This is a genomic window from Roseivirga spongicola (genome assembly GCF_034376045.1).
Taxonomy (GTDB): domain Bacteria; phylum Bacteroidota; class Bacteroidia; order Cytophagales; family Cyclobacteriaceae; genus Roseivirga; species Roseivirga spongicola.
The window spans coordinates 1,232,030-1,248,284 of record NZ_CP139724.1; the positions used below are offsets into that span (position 1 = coordinate 1,232,030).

Consider the following 16,255-nt stretch of genomic DNA (forward strand, 5'->3'; position numbering starts at 1 on the left):
ATATTTAGTTTATCAAATGAGCCGTGAGGAAGCCAAGAAACTCAAAGAAAGAGCTCCTTACTTACCACTCGGCAACCCTAAATCTGACAATTGACTTGGAAGGGAAGGTGCTCCAAGTCGATTTTGTAGAAAAAGCTGAGGAAGAAGACTTTAATCAATTGTTTGAACGGTGGGTCAGATCCACCTCAGTTAAATGGAAGGTCACAAACGTTCCAAAAGGTGTAGGAACATTGAACATCATTATACCCCTCTTGCAAAAAAACTCCTCCCTACATTTCCGGGTATTACGATTGGGCTGATCTTATCGAGAAATTTCAAAAATATCACCAAAGCCTTTCGCCAGACAATGTTCGAAACTGCGATGCGGGAAGTTGTCTTATTTTCGATGAAATGATAAATGTTATATATCCAAGCTCACATTAGGGACTGAGGCCGTGATGTTAATGCTGAAGAACTCAAAGCCGATAGAAAGGTAGATCACAATCATGAATGCAGTATAGGCAACCTAATGACAGACGCCATTCGTGCTTCCATGGACAAACAATTGAACTCCTTCAACTTTAATTATTGGGAAAAGAGGATAGAAAATCTTGTCTGTTAAAGTTGTTTCCATTAATCTGCATCCAAAACAGAAAAAATGACACAACGAATACTTCTAATTATCTTTTTAGTCTCAATAAGTTCATTAGGTTTCGCTCAAAGGCCAGTCAGCGTTTCTTATAAATATGATAAAACGACTGAAAAATATATTTTTGAAGCAAAAAATTCTACCAATGAATACATTACGTTAGTAGTATACTTTAACAGGCTTAGTAGCCTAAATGCCAGTACAACACTACCAGCCGTTAAAACAATTAGAACAGGTACAACAAGACTATTTACTTTAGAAAAGATGGGAACAAATACACCCAGCTTCGATTATGGATGGGTGTATTGGTTTGGGACACATAATGCAAAGGTCAAAGATGTACAGTATTTACTTCCCACTACTGCTGGCACTAAGATAGCCGTTTTTAATACGAATACGGTAAAGGATGTTCTTGGCCAAAAGGATGATACCGATTACTATGGTCTTGCTTTCAAGCTGGTAGATGGAGATACTATCACCGCCATTCGTAAAGGAATTGTTGAAGCAATTCAGCAAGAAAATCAAACTGATACTCTCAAATACACTTACACTAAAAATAGAAATTTTTTAAAAATTAGGCATGAAGATGGTACTGTAGCCCGCTACAGTAATTTTAGAAATGAAAGTGTTCAAGTAAGTGAAGGAGATGAAGTAAACCCTGGAGATCCGCTGGCCATTGCTACCCAAACTAATCAAATGGGAGATGCAACCTTATTGATCACTGTCAGCCATCTGCATATCGACCCAGATGATGGAAAAAATTATAGAGACTGGAGTAGTAATAAATATGTAAGGCCAAAGTTCAAGACTAAGAATTATGAAGGGTTGCTTGAACCTGGAAAAACCTATATTTCAACCATAAGCACCGATTTAATAACACAAGAAATGGGAAAACGAGAAAAGAAAAAGTACTTGAAGAGTTCAAAGTAGTTTCTGGCTCGGTAATTGATTGATAATCAACATGAAAAATGCCGCAATATTTATATTTCTTGTACTTCCTATACTATCACAAGCCCAAACCATAGTATCTGAAAAGCCACTTATTAAGGAAGGTGTAGGTTTTTTTGATAAAGAAACATATTCTCTAAGGCAAGAAGGGTTTCCCTATCAGATGGAGGTATATCGCGAGAGATCCAAAGGTTTCTGGTTTAAAAGTAACAGAACAAACACGGTCTCAATAGTAATTGACTTCGAAAATACAGTTGGACTGAAGGCTTCGGTTCCGTTACCTTTTGTAAGTGACTTCAGGCCAGGTGTCCACCATTTGTTTGAATTTTTCTCGAGCCCAAGACACTGTAGTTTTTCGTTCTACTACACAGAAGGAATAGTTAACCCAAAACTGTCTAGACATACCTACGTTCTGCCTGTCCCTGATGGCAAATCGGTTACTCTCACCAGCTCTAACTTAAAGACTGAAGAACCCTTCGTTACTCCCATAAAGTATCATGACGGAATTTCTACGTTTTACGGAGTTGAGTTCGAAGTGAAAGACTCCTTCACAATCACCGCTGTTAGAGGAGGGAAGGTTGAGTATGTGGAAGATAAGCTCCCTGGTGGGGAAATGAAAAACAGGCTAAGAATAGTTCATCTCGATGGAAGTTTTGCAGATTATTTAGGTTTTGACCAAAAGGGCATAAATGTGAAAACTGGTGATAAGATACTTGCGGGTCAACCCCTTGGTACGGTAGATATAAATCGTAAACTATTTCTTTCAATAGGTTATCAGACCTTAGAAGTAGATCGCAAACTACCCTATAACGAGTGGCTTAAAACTGTTTTTATTAACCCTTCTTTCAGAACGAAAGAGTCTAAAAAGCCATGGCGTGTTGGAGAAAGCTATACCTCGTCTCAGCCTGCAGCTCTCATCACTCAAGAAATGAGCAAAAGGCAGAGAAAGAAGTACCTATCGGGCAGGAACTAAATAAGCTCAAAGCCAAATACAGCCACAGCGTAAATGGCAGTGACTACCAAGGCTAATTGACTGGTTTTACGAGTATGAGCTTGTATGCCCATTGTTCTGATGATCTTAACATTAAGCGACATGGAAACCAAAACCAGGGCAAGTGAAATACCAAATAGCGCCTGCGGGTTGTTAAACTCATACCACGCCTGATTATAACCCACTTCCATGATCAGTGAGATTAATACCAGAATTAGGGATATGGTTTGCAGTGATTTGTGTTTCATAGAAGAATCTGAATAAGGCTAGCTCAAAAGTAATTGTTTCCGTCATCCCCAACTTGATTGGGGATCTACTTTTAGCCTTTAGAACATAATAAGGAGATTCCCGATCGTTGTCGGGAATGACGATATACTTTTGAGCTAGCCATAATCGCTAAGGTAGCCAGAAGTCGAAGATAATTTCATTCATACATTTAAAATGTCCTTTAGGGCACTTCTTATACCCAATCTTAGAACATGGCCTGCAACTGAGTCCCTTCTTCTCTAGAATTGTGAATTTGGTTCGGTACGGGTACATGCCAAACTCGGGAATGGTGTTTCCCCAAATGGAAAATATGTTCTTCTTCAGTGCGGCTGCAATGTGCATCATTCCCGTGTCGTGAGTGAAAACATAAGAAGCTTGTTTGAGTATTGAGGCACTCTGATTGATGGAAAACTTACCGCAGCCATTGTAGATTAAGGCTTTCTTACCTAGCTCATTCAATGGTTCTTTAAAGTCTTCTGTTTCATACTTCCTATCGAAGAAATCGGCAATCTTTTCCCCATTTTCAGCGTCTTCCTTTCCACCTAATAAAACAATGGGCTTATTGATTTTATCGCAAAGCTCTATCATTCTATCTAATGGAAGCTTCTTGGTTTCATGATTACCACCAATTGCAAAAGCCACAAACTCTCCTCTATGAGTTTCGGGTAGCCAATCTTTCTCTACTTCATCTTTTTCTGGAATGAAGTAATCCAAGCCCAGAGCATCTACTTTCACCCCTAGAGGTGCTGCAGCTTCTAGGTATCGATCTACTATATGAACATTAGGGAGCTTATCAATCTTAAGGTTTACAATCAACCATTTTTCCCAGTTCAGCTTGGGGAAAGCCGCAGATTCAGTGCTGAGGCCAGACTTAATTCTTCTTGTTCTGAGGTTATTGTGAAGGTCAACCACAAAGTCGAAATTCTCCTTTTTCAAGTCCTCAATCAGGGCTTTCAGGTCACCATCTAATAAATGAAACTTGTCGATATAGGCGTTTGCTTCCAATACAGAGTGATACTGCTTTTTAGTAGCATAGTGTACCTCAACATCGTCTACCTGAGTTTTGATAGCTCTGATGACTGGAGTAGTGAGCACTATATCCCCAATGGAGGAAAAACGGATAATCAGTACTTTTTTAGGCATGCGCAGGAGCTTTCGCTCTTTTCTCAGCAAAATGTTTTTCTATCTCTTCTTGGCTCAAAGCATTGAAGGTCATCTCGGCTGTTAACCCTCCTTTTCTACCAGTCAATAAACCAAATTTCATATGATGATAACCTTCCATTTGGTGAGCATCAGGGTTAATGGAAAGCTTAACGCCTTTCTCCAGCGCATAGTTCACCCATCTCCAGTCCAAGTCTAACCGCCATGGGTTGGCATTAATTTCAATCACCACATTATGCTTTGCACAATGATCTATCACCGCTTTATGATCTATCGGGTAACCCGCTCTTCTCAATAAAAGTCGTCCAGTTGGGTGACCCAGAACCGTGGTATATGGATTTTCTATGGCAGTTAATAATCGCTGGGTTGCTTTCTGTTTGTTCATGTTCAACACCGAGTGAACAGAAGCGACAATAAAGTCGAAGCTGGCTAAAACCTCATCAGAATAATCTAGGCTTCCATCGTTTAGAATATCAGATTCAATCCCTTTGAAAATCTTAAATGGTGCAAGCTCTTTGTTTAGCTCATCAATTTCTTGATGCTGCTTTGCAACTCTTTCTTCGTCCAGTCCATTGGCGTAGAAAGCTGATTTGCTATGGTCGCAAATGCCTAGGTATTCATAGCCCAACTCTTTGCAGTATTCCGCCATTTGCCGCAGCGTATGTTTTCCATCGGAGTAAGTGGAGTGGTTGTGTAGAATACCTTTGAGGTCTTCCATTTCAACCAGCTTAGGCAGTTTATTGCTTTTGGCTAGTTCAATTTCGAAGCCACCTTCTCTCATTTCTGGTTCAACATAAGCCATATTCAGCGAAGCATAAAGCTCTTCTTCCGAACTATATTTTTCCAAATAAGCCATATCTCTTAATGACTTGTTGTTCGCAATAGGAATGCTCAAATGAAGCTGATTACCCGTTTTCAAAAACTGCTCTCTCACAAAGTCTTCAGGTTTGCAAAGAATGAGCTCAACAGTGATTTTATGTTCTTTGAAAAGGCCTCTCCAGATAACTGGACCGCTCAGTTCTAATAATTGGCTGAAGTCTTCACTATCATTTAACTCATCTTCCAGAGCATCGAAATCATTGGAAGCCACTAGAATTTCTATAGTATCGGCCACCTCTAGCTTTCTGCGCATATCTCCGGTTACCTCGGCTTTCTCGGCATTTTTGAATGCTCCTAAGATTTCGATGATCTCTGTGGCAAGCACTTCTGCATCGGCATAATGGAGCTTGTTCGCGTTAGCTTCTTTAAACTCTAGCGCATCAATAATGGTCTGTTGAGTCTTTTCACCAAAGCCTTTCAATTTAGCTACCAAACCTGAGTTGGCTGCTTCCTTTAATTCGTGGCCGCTCTCAATACCCAGCTCTTTCCAAAGCACTTTAATCTTTTTCGGTCCAATTCCTTTCATGTCTAACAGCTCAACAATACCCTCGGGTGTTGTGGCCAAATATTCTTCCAAGGCTTGTGATACCCCTTTGTTGGCTATTTCATGAATGGTAGTGGCAATTCCTTTTCCAATTCCTTGTAAACCTTCTAAATCTGATAAACTCATGTTCACCAAATCGAAATCAGATTTATCGAGTTGGAAGACTGCGTTCTGATAACCCCTGATCTTGAAAGAGTTTTCATCGTGAAGCTCCATAAGTGCAGCCTGCAGTTTGAGTTGTTTAAGAATTGTTGAGTTATCCAATTGACTATGCTTTGTTAATGAGAGTGTATAAAACTTGCTTTTTATAGCTGGAAAGACTAACTATTGTCTTACGCCTTACAAAGTTAAAAATAAGTGATTATGAACTACTGGTTGATAAAATCTGAGCCAAATGAATATTCTTATGACGATTTGGTAAGGCTGGGGAAAGACCACTGGGATGGCGTTAGGAACTATGCGGCCAGAAATCATATGAAGGCGATGAAGAAAGGGGATCTAGCGTTTTTCTATCATAGCGTAAAAGAAAAATCTATTGTAGGTATTGCCGAATGCGTAACTGAATACTATCCAGACCCCACTACCGATGATGATAGATGGGTAGTAGTAGACTTTGCTCCTAAACAGAAACTTAAAAAATCAGTTTCACTAGATGAGATAAAGCAAGAAGAGTTTTTAAAAGATATGACTCTTTTGAAGATCTCTCGTCTATCTGTTCAGCCAGTTAAAAAAGAAGAGTTCGATTATATTATCAAGATGTCTGAGGCATGAAAAAACTATTCTCTCTATGTTTTCTAGTCTTGGTGGGCTTAGAGCTAAATGCACAGATAAATCACCTGGCCAGATATGAAATACCTCATGACTGGAATAATGATGATTATATAGTAGTTTCTAAAGAAGAGCAAGGGGCACTAATTATTGAACCAGTAATACAGTCTGGTCTCAAAGATTACCCAATTATTTTCCATCATTTGAATAATGACCTCAAGCTTGATTGGACAGATACACTAGACGTTAAGAGACAGCTATTTCTTAAGGGATATCATTATGCTCAGAAAAAAACCTATCTACTATTCCAAAACACATCGGTATCTAGAGAGATAAAACTGGTGGTAATCGATCAGGAGACTAGAAAGATGGAAGCTTTTGAACCTCGTAGCATCGTAGACTTGGAGATTCAAGAGTTTGAAGTATTAAGAAATACGGCAATAATTGGCGGATATATAGATGAAAGGCCTGCTGTTTTTGCATATGATATAGACAATCAAAAAGTTCGAACGCTATCTAATGTTTATCAAAACAACTCTGAACTTCTTGAGGTAAGAATTAATGCAGATAGTGTGACCTTCAATGTGCTTTCTTCAAAGAATGACAGTAAGAAGGATCGAACGATTAACATTAATACCTATGATTTTGGAGGCAATGCCGTTCGCGACTATGAAATAGAAACCATTAGAGATCATCATCTGCTGAATGCTATTTCTTCTTCCATTTATAATAAAGAACAAATAGTGATTGGCCTATATGCCATCAAAGCAGGAACATTCCCCTCAGGTATCTTTATTAATCATGTAGATAGAACCGGCCAACAAAGTATGAAATATGTGAGCTTTGGAGAGTTTGATACTTTTTTAGATCACAACGGAGAACGAAGAGCCGAAAAGCTCAAAAAGCGAGCATTAAAGGCTAGGCAAGAATCGAAAGATTGGAGATATAAGACCGATGGGTTGTTTCGCGAATTAATAGAAACTCCAGAAGGGCTTATAATGGTAGGAGAATTTTTTAAACCATTAAGTATGAACACACAAAGCTATATGAGAAATCAGGCAGGGCTGAGTCCACATTTTCGCAATAGCTTTCCCACAAGAAACTTATCAACAAACGATCCTAATCTAATGAACTACAATCAATCGGCAAGGCAGGTTAATTGGGATTTTACTCATGCCTTTGCCATAATGGTAGACAGAAAGGGAAATCTTGTATGGGATAGAAGCGCAACTATAGACGAATCAAAGGAAGACGTTTTAGATAACTTTGGAGCTTTTCAAATAAAAGGAAGTCAAGTCTATTATGCGCTTTATCATAAAGAGGAATTGAGATTAAGCAACTTAAACGGTCTAGATGAAGAACCTTCAGTAGAACCACTGGTGCTAATGGAGCCTGGTGATAAGGTGAATTTTACAAAGGAGGGGTATCAAGGCGTAACCCGTTGGTACGACAACAGATTCTTAGTATATGGAGTCCAAACTATTAAACCTGGTAACACAAATGCTAAGAACAGAAGAGTGTTTTTTGTTAATTCTATTAAAGCCTTAGCCACAACCGAAGATTAAAATTAGGCACCTTCTTCCACGAGCAATTCCTTTTCTTATATTTGTATCCTGAAATGCAAAAGCGGCTTCTTTTAGGTCATCCTCAGTTAGCCATAACCATTGGCCGTCTCTGTCAGCAACTGATAGAAAATCATCAAAATTTCGAGAACACCGTATTATTGGGTCTTCAGCCCAGAGGTATTTTCCTTGCCGAAAGAATTAAAGAAAAACTGTTAGAGCTTACCAACAGCAATATTCAACTCGGCTACTTGGATGCTACTTTCTACAGAGACGATTTCAGAAGAAGAGACAACCCAGTTCGTGCCAATGAAACCAAAATCGATTTTTTGGTGGAAAACAAAAAAGTAGTACTTATTGACGATGTTTTCTTTACCGGAAGAACCGTTAGAGCCGCTTTAGATGCAATGCACGCTTTTGGCAGACCAAGCAAAGTAGAATTATTGGTTTTGGTAAAAAGAAAGTATTCCAGTCATTTACCCATTTTCCCAGACTATGTGGGCAAACAGGTTAACACCATAGAAAGCCAAAGGGTATTGGTTGAATGGAAGCATCAAAAGGGTGTAGAAGAAGATAACGTGTGGCTAATTAATAAGGAAGACTAATGGATAAATTGAGCACTAAACATCTCCTCGGGATAAAAGATCTTTCTAGAGAAGATATAGAGCTCATTTTTCAGACAGCTGAAGAGTTCAAAGATGTAATTAACAGACCCATAAAGAAGGTTCCTTCTTTAAGGGACATTACAATCGCCAACGTTTTCTTTGAAAACTCTACACGTACAAAGCTTTCATTTGAGCTTGCTGAAAAAAGGCTTTCTGCAGATGTAATCAACTTTTCTAGCAGTAGCAGTTCCGTTAAAAAAGGAGAAACCCTCCTCGATACGGTTAATAACATTCTATCTATGAAAGTAGATATGATTGTAATGCGCCACTCTAGCCCGGGAGCACCGCATTTTCTTTCAAAGCATATAGACGCCAACATTGTCAATGCTGGTGATGGCACTCACGAACACCCTACTCAAGCTTTACTAGATACCTTTTCAATCAGAGAGAAGTTAGGAAATGTTGAAGGTAAAAAAGTGGCAATTATTGGTGATATCCTTCACTCAAGAGTAGCGCTTTCCAACATCTTTGCCCTTCAAAAACTTGGTGCCGAAGTAATGGTTTGTGGACCAATTACCCTTTTGCCAAAATACATCGATACGCTAGGAATTAAGGTTGAACTAGACGTTCGTAAAGCACTAGAGTGGTGCGATGTAGCCAACATTCTTCGAATTCAGCTAGAGAGACAACATATCAAATACTTCCCATCTTTAAGGGAGTACTCACTGTACTATGGAGTGAACAAAAAGCTCCTCGATTCGCTTAACAAAGAGATTACCATCATGCACCCTGGGCCAATAAACCGAGGGGTAGAATTAAGCAGTGATGTTGCCGACTCCGACCATGCCATCATCTTAGATCAGGTAGAAAATGGTGTGGCTGTAAGAATGGCTGTTCTTTACCTTTTAGCTTCAGTTTCTAAATAAGCTCATATGAAAAAGTTTCTTCGAATTCTGGCCATCAGCATAGTGCTGATAGTCCTCGCTTTCTATTTTCTAGCCATTCCTAAGTTCGTAAGCCTAATTACAGATTACGATCGTTATACTTTTGAGTATGTTACTAGCAACCCAGAAATGGTTGAGAATTATGGAATTGGCTCTAATAGAAACCCTGCCGATTATGGTTTCCCAAATTATGAGGAGATAGACTATGAAACTTTAACTGATGGTTTGGCTCTAAACGGATGGTACGTTCCTGCCAGCAAAGAAGGCATTAAACAGACCTTAATGATTAACCATGGTAGAACATCTAACCGATTGAAAACCATGAAATACTTGGCTTTGGTGAAAGAGCAAGGTTTAGATTCATTGTACAATATCTTCATTCCTGATTTAAGAAACTCTGGCAAATCGGAAGAAGCCAAAACAGCCTTGGGTTATGAGTTTGCTGAAGATATAGTAGGCAGTATGAAGATGCTAAACGAGCGGTTCGAACAGACTGATTTCGTGCTTTATGGCTTCTCAATGGGGGCAATGGCCAGTGCTGTCGCAGTTAACCGTCCCGATTTGGTACAATTTCAGAAAGACAACGGACTTAAGGTTCACAAGCTTATTTTGGACAGTCCTTTGAGTAATGTTAAAGAAACCTCTCGCTTGGCAGGAAAAGAAATGGGCATTCCTGACTTCATCTTTAACCTTGCATGGGGTAGCTTCGATAAAGAAGTTGAAGGTTGGAGCGACAAAATGAAATTCTCCTATTTGCTTTCGAACAATAAGTTGCCAACGCTAATCTTATATAGCGATACAGATGCCATGACACCAGCGCCAATTTTGGAGAAAGAAATAGAAGGAGAAATGAATGTGTACCCAGTGTTATTCAAAGACTGTGATCACGTACAGATTTACACAAGACCTGAATACAAAGAGCGCTACACCAGCAGGGTGAATATGTTCTTAAGGTCTAACGATTTATAGCTTAACAAATACTTGATTTTACAAGCAAGCGAAGAAAAGTTAGCTTTGCACCAATTATAATAGAAAAGGAAAAATGAAATACTATAATTCAATCATTGAAACCATTGGCGATACTCCTTTGGTTAAGCTCAATTCTGTAAATAAAGGCATTCCGGGTACTATTTTGGTTAAGGTAGAATACTTTAACCCAGGTAACTCCATGAAAGACAGAATGGCGTTAAAAATGGTTGAAGACGCTGAGGCGGCTGGGCTCCTTAAGCCAGGCGGAACCATTATTGAAGGTACTTCTGGAAACACAGGAATGGGCCTTGCACTAGCTGCAATTTCAAAAGGATACAAGTGCATATTCACTTTAGCCGATAAACAATCGCAAGAGAAGATTGATATTCTAAAGGCGGTAGGTGCAGAAGTAATTGTTTGCCCGACTAATGTTGAGCCAGACGATCCGCGCTCTTACTACTCAGTAGCTAAAAAGCTGAATCAAGATATTCCCAACTCGTTCTACCCGAACCAGTACGACAATACTTCAAATGCTCAGGCACACTACGAAACTACTGGCCCTGAAATTTGGAGAGATACAGAAGGCAAAATTACACACTGGGCTGCCGGTGTTGGAACAGGTGGTTCTATGTGTGGAACAGCCAAATACCTAAAAGAGCAAAATGCAGATATTGTTTCTGTAGGAATTGATACTTACGGATCAGTTTTCAAGAAGTACAAAGAGACTGGTATTTTCGATGAAAAGGAGATCTATCCTTACTTAACCGAAGGCATTGGTGAAGACATTCTACCAAAAAACGTAGACTTCGACATGATTGATCACTTTGTGAAAGTAACCGATAAAGACGGTGCTATTATGACAAGAAGATTGGCGCGTGAAGAGGGAATGTTCTGCGGATGGTCTTGTGGTTCTGCCGTTGCAGGTGCTTTAGAATACGCCAAAGAGAACCTGAAAGAGGATGATGTAATGGTAATTATCTTACCTGACCACGGAACTCGTTACTTAGGCAAAATCTACAATGACGATTGGATGAAAGCTCGTGGTTTTGTTGAAAACAGAAGCTTCGATTCTGCAGCAGATGTAATTCAGCATCAGAACGGAAATGGTAAACTTACTACCATTGAGCAAACCGCTACTGTTGGCGAGGCTATTAAACTTATGACTAGCAACTCTATTTCTCAGCTTCCGGTAACCAACGGAAAAGAGTTTGTTGGTAGTCTTATTGACTCCAAGCTTTTGGCTCAAATGATTGAAGATGCGGACCTGAAAACTAAGCCAGTTTCTGAGGTGATGGATCCGTCATTCCAGTTTGTTTCACCAGATAATACGTTAGATGTTCTTTCTTCTGTGATCACTAAAGACAATCCTGCAGTATTGGTTCGTGATGAGCAAAACGAAGTGCATATTCTTACGCGTCACGATCTGCTAAATGCAATGACGAATAACTAAGCCAGTACCTTAGTTCTATATTCATAGTCTTTATAGACTGACTGAACAAACAACAGTACAGCACAGGCAATGGCCAACCATTGTATTGTTGTTTGTTCTCCCCATTGCTTCATGGCTATGGCCACCAATGCCCAAACACCTACGTAGCCAGCATAGGCTAGTCTTCGCTTTAAAATCAGAAAAGTGAAAATGAGCGTAGTAATGACTATCAACGTCAATGCCCAGTTAGGTTCAGAAAGTATTTCATTCCAACCAATCTTTGAGAGGTAGGCCGTAATATTGGCAGCAATGGCCACTGTAATCCAGCCAGCATAAATGGAGATTGACCACCAAACCCACAGCGATTGCTTTTGAAATCCGATTCGCAATTGAACAGTCAATGATATTAGAGCAATAAGAATTACAGACATAGCAAGAGTGCTTAAAGCTGTGTATTCATAAAGCCATAAAAACACCCAAGTACAATTAGCAAGGTTTGCAACAGTAAGTCCTGTGGCCTGAGTTTTTGTGGTTGGCTTATCTGTGTTTCTGAGCAGGTAAATGGCATTTCCGATTAGGCCTATGTAAATGAGTCCCCAAATAGAAAAGGCATAACCCGCTGGGGTAAAATAGTTATCATACTCATTGCTCAAGCTCCCCATTGTATTTCCGTTTATGGCTCCCGTATTGGAGTAGTAGGAAAGAAAAATGGTGGCGAAAACAACCAATAAGTTCAAAACAGGCCAAAATCTACTTTTCATTATTAACAGTTAAAGTACTGTTAAGAAACCAATTATTTATCTACTTGTTCAAGATAGATCATGTAATCACCAATGCTTGAGCCCTTTTCATAAATAAGTATGAAAATTCATACCGCTAGCATTAACTTGTGACTTTAGAAAAGTTCTACGATGGAAATAGCCAAGCAACCAACATTAGCTCAAATTTTAAAGGACTCAAATTACAAACTCACTCAATTCTCAGATTCACAGATTTCGAAACTTGAAGAGTCCATCACTTTAAGAGAGACTAGAGGCAAACTTGTTCCCTTTATCACTTGCCTAGTAAGAAGAAAGGAAGTTCAGCTTAAGCCAGAAGAAGCAGTAAGGCAACTCTATCTCATGGTGCTGCATGAAGAGTATGGTTATTCCTATGAGCGAATGGAAATTGAATATGCTGTAAGCTTTGGTAGAGAAAAGAAACGCGCAGACATAGTTGTTTTCGATAAGCAAGATGCTAGAGCTGTCTTTATAATGGTAGAGCTGAAGAAGCCAAAGTTGAAAGACGGTAAAGAGCAATTGAAGTCTTATTGTAACGCTACTGGTGCTCCAATTGGAATATGGAGTAATGGAGAGTCCATTTCTTATTACAACCGAAGAGACCCAAATTACTTCAAGGATATTCCGGATATTCCAAAAGCTACTGAAAAGCTAACTGACATCTTAACGGAACGTTGGACGATTGACGATTTAATTGAGAATGATAAACTTTCTAAAGAGCGTAAATCACTTAAAGACCAAGTAAAGGAGATGGAAGATGAGGTTCTTGCCAATGCAGGAGTCGATGTCTTCGAAGAGATTTTTCAGCTCATCTTCACTAAACTCTATGACGAACTTGAAAGCACTCGTAACAAATCCAGATACCTTGAATTCAGAAACTATGGCGAAACCGAAACAGAGCTAAAGCAAAAGATGCAAGCGCTTTTTGAAAAAGCCAAAGAGAAATGGGAAGGGGTGTTTACAGAAAGCTCAAAAATAACGCTCACACCATCTCACTTAGCTATTTGTGTTTCATCATTGGAAAAAATTAAGCTTTTTAATTCTAATCTAGACGTAGTAGACGAAGCCTTTGAATACCTCATCAACAAGGATAGTAAAGGTGAAAAGGGACAGTATTTTACGCCTCGTTTTGTGATTGACATGTGTGTAAAAATGATGGATCCTAAAGCTGATGAAACAGTTATTGACACAGCCGCTGGTAGCTGTGGTTTTCCGGTACACTCTATCTTTCATGTTTGGGAAAAACAGCTGAAGGCGAAAGGCTTATCTAAGAGCCATTTATTTACTGCAGAAGAGAAACTACCAGAGCAGACAGACTATGTACAAAACAAAGTTTTTGCTATAGACTTTGACGAAAAGGCGGTACGTGTAGCCAGAACGCTCAACTTGATTGCTGGTGACGGACAAACTAACGTGCTCCATATGAATACCTTGGACTATGACCGATGGGACAACAACTACAATGACAAGGATTGGTATGATGTCTACGGTAACGGTTGGAAGAATTTGCGTAAGCACCTAGCTAATCCGAAACCGAAAACAGTAACAATTGAAGAGGAACGAAACGGTAAAATTTATGTAAAGGAAAAAGAGATTTACGAATGTCGTGATTTTCAATTTGATGTGCTGATGGCAAACCCTCCATTTGCAGGCGACATCAAGGAAAGTAGAATTCTTGCGAAATACGATTTAGGTAAAAAGCCCAACGGCAAGTACCAAACCAAAGTAGGGCGAGACATTCTCTTTATTGAGCGCAACCTGGATTTCTTAAAACCTGGAGGCCGTATGGCGGTGGTACTACCTCAGGGACGATTCAATAACAGCTCCGACAAAGCCATTAGAGACTACATAGCCGAACGATGCCGAATATTGGCTGTGGTAGGTTTACATGGCAATGTTTTTAAACCCCATACAGGTACTAAAACATCAGTGCTTTTTGTACAAAAATGGGATGATGAACTTTGCCCTAAAGTAGAAGATTACCCGATTTTCTTCGCTACCATGCAAGAGCCAAGCAAAGACAACAGTGGTGAAAAGATTTTTGTGCGAAAAAAAGATTTTCCAAACGCACAACCCTCCAAAAGTTCTGAACTTTTGGAGGGCTCAGAACAAGTGGCAGAACCCATAGACAATTACGACTCTACTCCTTCGAACCTTGAAGAATACCTACTTGACTCACACGGACACCTTGTGGTAAAACACGACCTCTTTAACCATGACGGACTCACCAAAGACGGCATAGCAGAAGCATTTCTGGAATTTGCTAAAAAAGAGAAACTCTCGTTTGTGGGAAAGCCCTAAGCCCTTTTAATGAGTCCCGATACAGGGATTTGTTAGAAGGGCTAGAGATAAAAGAAAAAGATTTTAGCTCAACATATTTAAACAAAGACTTTAGAATTGATAGTCAATTTTATACAAAAGAGCCTGCTAAAAATTCAAAACTCAAATATGAAAAGATCGGTAACATAATAAAAAAAGCTCAATATGGTGTTTCCATTGCCATGAATGAAGATGGAGTGGGGTATCCAATTTACAGAATGAATGAAATCCATAACATGCTCTGTGATATGGAAGTGTCAAAATTCGCTGATATTTCAAAAAATGAGCTCAAAACATTCACTTTAAATGATCGGGATGTAGTTTTTAATAGGACTAATTCATTTGAATGGGTTGGGCGGACAGGTTTATATAAAAAGCTGGACAATCGAGACTTTGTGTTTGCATCATATCTTGTAAGGTTTATACCGAATGAAGATTTGATCTTTCCAGAATATCTTTCTGCTTTTTTAAATAGTAAACAAGGAGTTTGGGACATTAAGAGGAGAGCTAGACAATCCATTAATCAAACAAATGTAAACCCTGAAGAGGTAAAAGAAATTGAAATACCTCTTCTCTCTAAACCTTTTCAAGAGAACTTAAAAGAATGCTTTGATAAGGCATTTGAGCTTTTGATTGATTCAAAATCGGCCTACACCCAAGCCGAACAACTCCTACTCCAAGAACTCAACCTAGCCGATTTCCAACCCAGTCAAGAACCTGTAAACGTCAAAAACTTTTCAGAGTCCTTTGATAGCTCTGGGCGTTTGGATGCAGAGTATTATCAGGTGAAGTATGATGATGTTGAAAATCAGATTATTTCGTATAAAAACGGATACTCAACATTAGGTAATCAAATTGATTACATCAAAACCGGAGAATATTCTGATTCATACATTTCTAAATCAAAGGGTTCATCATATTATCTCAGAAACACTAATATTTCGAAAGGAGAAATAATTCCAGACGAGAACTATTCAGTAGACTCGACAAAATTTCAATGTAGTGCGAATCTCAATGAAGTGTTGACATCAAGGGTTGGAACTATCGGTCTATTTGGGGTTATTAATGAGTCTTTAGTCAATTCAGTGTATTCAGATAATATACTTTGTTTTAAGTTGGTTGATGATCTCAATCCATATGTTTATTCTATCCTTTTTTCATCACAACCTTACCAGTTATTACTTGAAAAACTAGCTGGAGGGTCTGTACAACCCTTAATAACTCAAACCTCCATCAAAACTTTGGTTATCCCAATTATCGACCAAGACAAACAACAACAAATAGCAGATTTGGTAGAGGAAAGCTTCAACCGTAAAAAACAAAGCGAGCATTTACTAGAAATAGCGAAACAAGCCGTAGAAATGGCGATAGAACAAGATGAGGAAAGAGCTATGCGTTGGATAAAGGAACAAACAAAAGACAGAGGGAGAGTCTCTTAAATGAGAAAAGGTATTTCACGGTT

Annotated in this window: 14 protein-coding genes; 10 read left to right on the plus strand and 4 right to left on the minus strand. The window is 39.1% G+C overall.

The features are described 5' to 3' along the window. Positions 1-637: 637 nt before the first annotated feature. Together T7867_RS05625 and T7867_RS05630 are read left to right on the plus strand one after the other, a co-directional pair. Positions 638-1,558: a M23 family metallopeptidase gene (locus T7867_RS05625; protein WP_322299941.1), complete on the plus strand. Its 921-nt coding sequence runs from the start codon at positions 638-640 to the stop codon at positions 1,556-1,558. Between the two features lie 31 nt (positions 1,559-1,589). Continuing rightward, positions 1,590-2,549, plus strand: a complete 960-nt coding sequence (locus T7867_RS05630; RefSeq protein WP_068216647.1) for a M23 family metallopeptidase — start codon at positions 1,590-1,592, stop codon at positions 2,547-2,549. Here the strand turns inward: T7867_RS05630 and T7867_RS05635 are convergent. From T7867_RS05635 to polX, 3 genes are all read right to left on the minus strand, one after another. Next, positions 2,546-2,815 (minus strand): hypothetical protein, encoded by a 270-nt coding sequence (locus tag T7867_RS05635; protein ID WP_157717512.1) that lies wholly within the window; start codon positions 2,813-2,815, stop codon positions 2,546-2,548. The genes T7867_RS05630 and T7867_RS05635 overlap by 4 nt on opposite strands. A 148-nt stretch (positions 2,816-2,963) precedes the next feature. Then, positions 2,964-3,977, minus strand: a complete 1,014-nt coding sequence (locus tag T7867_RS05640) for a glycosyltransferase family 9 protein (RefSeq protein ID WP_068216651.1) — start codon at positions 3,975-3,977, stop codon at positions 2,964-2,966. After that, positions 3,970-5,682, minus strand: coding sequence for a DNA polymerase/3'-5' exonuclease PolX (gene polX / locus T7867_RS05645; RefSeq protein ID WP_068216654.1), 1,713 nt, complete (start codon positions 5,680-5,682; stop codon positions 3,970-3,972). The genes T7867_RS05640 and polX overlap by 8 nt, the downstream gene beginning before the upstream one ends. A gap of 99 nt (positions 5,683-5,781) precedes the next feature. Between polX and T7867_RS05650 the strand changes: the two genes are divergently transcribed. From T7867_RS05650 to T7867_RS05675, 6 genes are all read left to right on the plus strand, one after another. Continuing rightward, a complete protein-coding gene (locus T7867_RS05650) occupies positions 5,782-6,189 on the plus strand; it encodes an EVE domain-containing protein (protein WP_068216656.1) in 408 nt (135 codons plus the stop codon). After that, positions 6,186-7,751 carry a hypothetical protein gene (locus tag T7867_RS05655; RefSeq protein ID WP_068216658.1) on the plus strand — a complete coding sequence of 522 codons (1,566 nt, stop codon included), beginning with the start codon at positions 6,186-6,188 and terminating at the stop codon, positions 7,749-7,751. Before T7867_RS05650 ends, T7867_RS05655 begins: the two co-directional genes overlap by 4 nt. A 53-nt stretch (positions 7,752-7,804) precedes the next feature. Beyond that, the gene (gene pyrR / locus T7867_RS05660) at positions 7,805-8,353 is read left to right on the plus strand and encodes a bifunctional pyr operon transcriptional regulator/uracil phosphoribosyltransferase PyrR (RefSeq protein WP_068216660.1); all 549 of its coding nucleotides are present in this window, start codon (positions 7,805-7,807) and stop codon (positions 8,351-8,353) included. After that, entirely contained in the window at positions 8,353-9,279 is a 927-nt protein-coding gene (locus tag T7867_RS05665; protein WP_068216662.1) for an aspartate carbamoyltransferase catalytic subunit, read from the plus strand. Before pyrR ends, T7867_RS05665 begins: the two co-directional genes overlap by 1 nt. Positions 9,280-9,285: 6 nt before the next feature. After that, positions 9,286-10,266: an alpha/beta hydrolase gene (locus T7867_RS05670; RefSeq protein WP_273514503.1), complete on the plus strand. Its 981-nt coding sequence runs from the start codon at positions 9,286-9,288 to the stop codon at positions 10,264-10,266. A gap of 73 nt (positions 10,267-10,339) precedes the next feature. Next, complete coding sequence (locus tag T7867_RS05675) at positions 10,340-11,716, plus strand: pyridoxal-phosphate dependent enzyme (RefSeq protein ID WP_322299942.1); 1,377 nt, start codon at positions 10,340-10,342, stop codon at positions 11,714-11,716. Here the strand turns inward: T7867_RS05675 and T7867_RS05680 are convergent. Beyond that, a complete protein-coding gene (locus T7867_RS05680) occupies positions 11,713-12,456 on the minus strand; it encodes a tryptophan-rich sensory protein (RefSeq protein ID WP_322299943.1) in 744 nt (247 codons plus the stop codon). The genes T7867_RS05675 and T7867_RS05680 overlap by 4 nt on opposite strands. A gap of 150 nt (positions 12,457-12,606) precedes the next feature. Here T7867_RS05680 and T7867_RS05685 point away from each other — a divergent pair, with 150 nt between their 5' ends. Next, positions 12,607-14,775: an N-6 DNA methylase gene (locus tag T7867_RS05685; protein ID WP_322299944.1), complete on the plus strand. Its 2,169-nt coding sequence runs from the start codon at positions 12,607-12,609 to the stop codon at positions 14,773-14,775. Between the two features lie 29 nt (positions 14,776-14,804). Beyond that, positions 14,805-16,232 carry a restriction endonuclease subunit S gene (locus T7867_RS05690; protein WP_068216684.1) on the plus strand — a complete coding sequence of 476 codons (1,428 nt, stop codon included), beginning with the start codon at positions 14,805-14,807 and terminating at the stop codon, positions 16,230-16,232. Positions 16,233-16,255 lie beyond the last annotated feature (23 nt).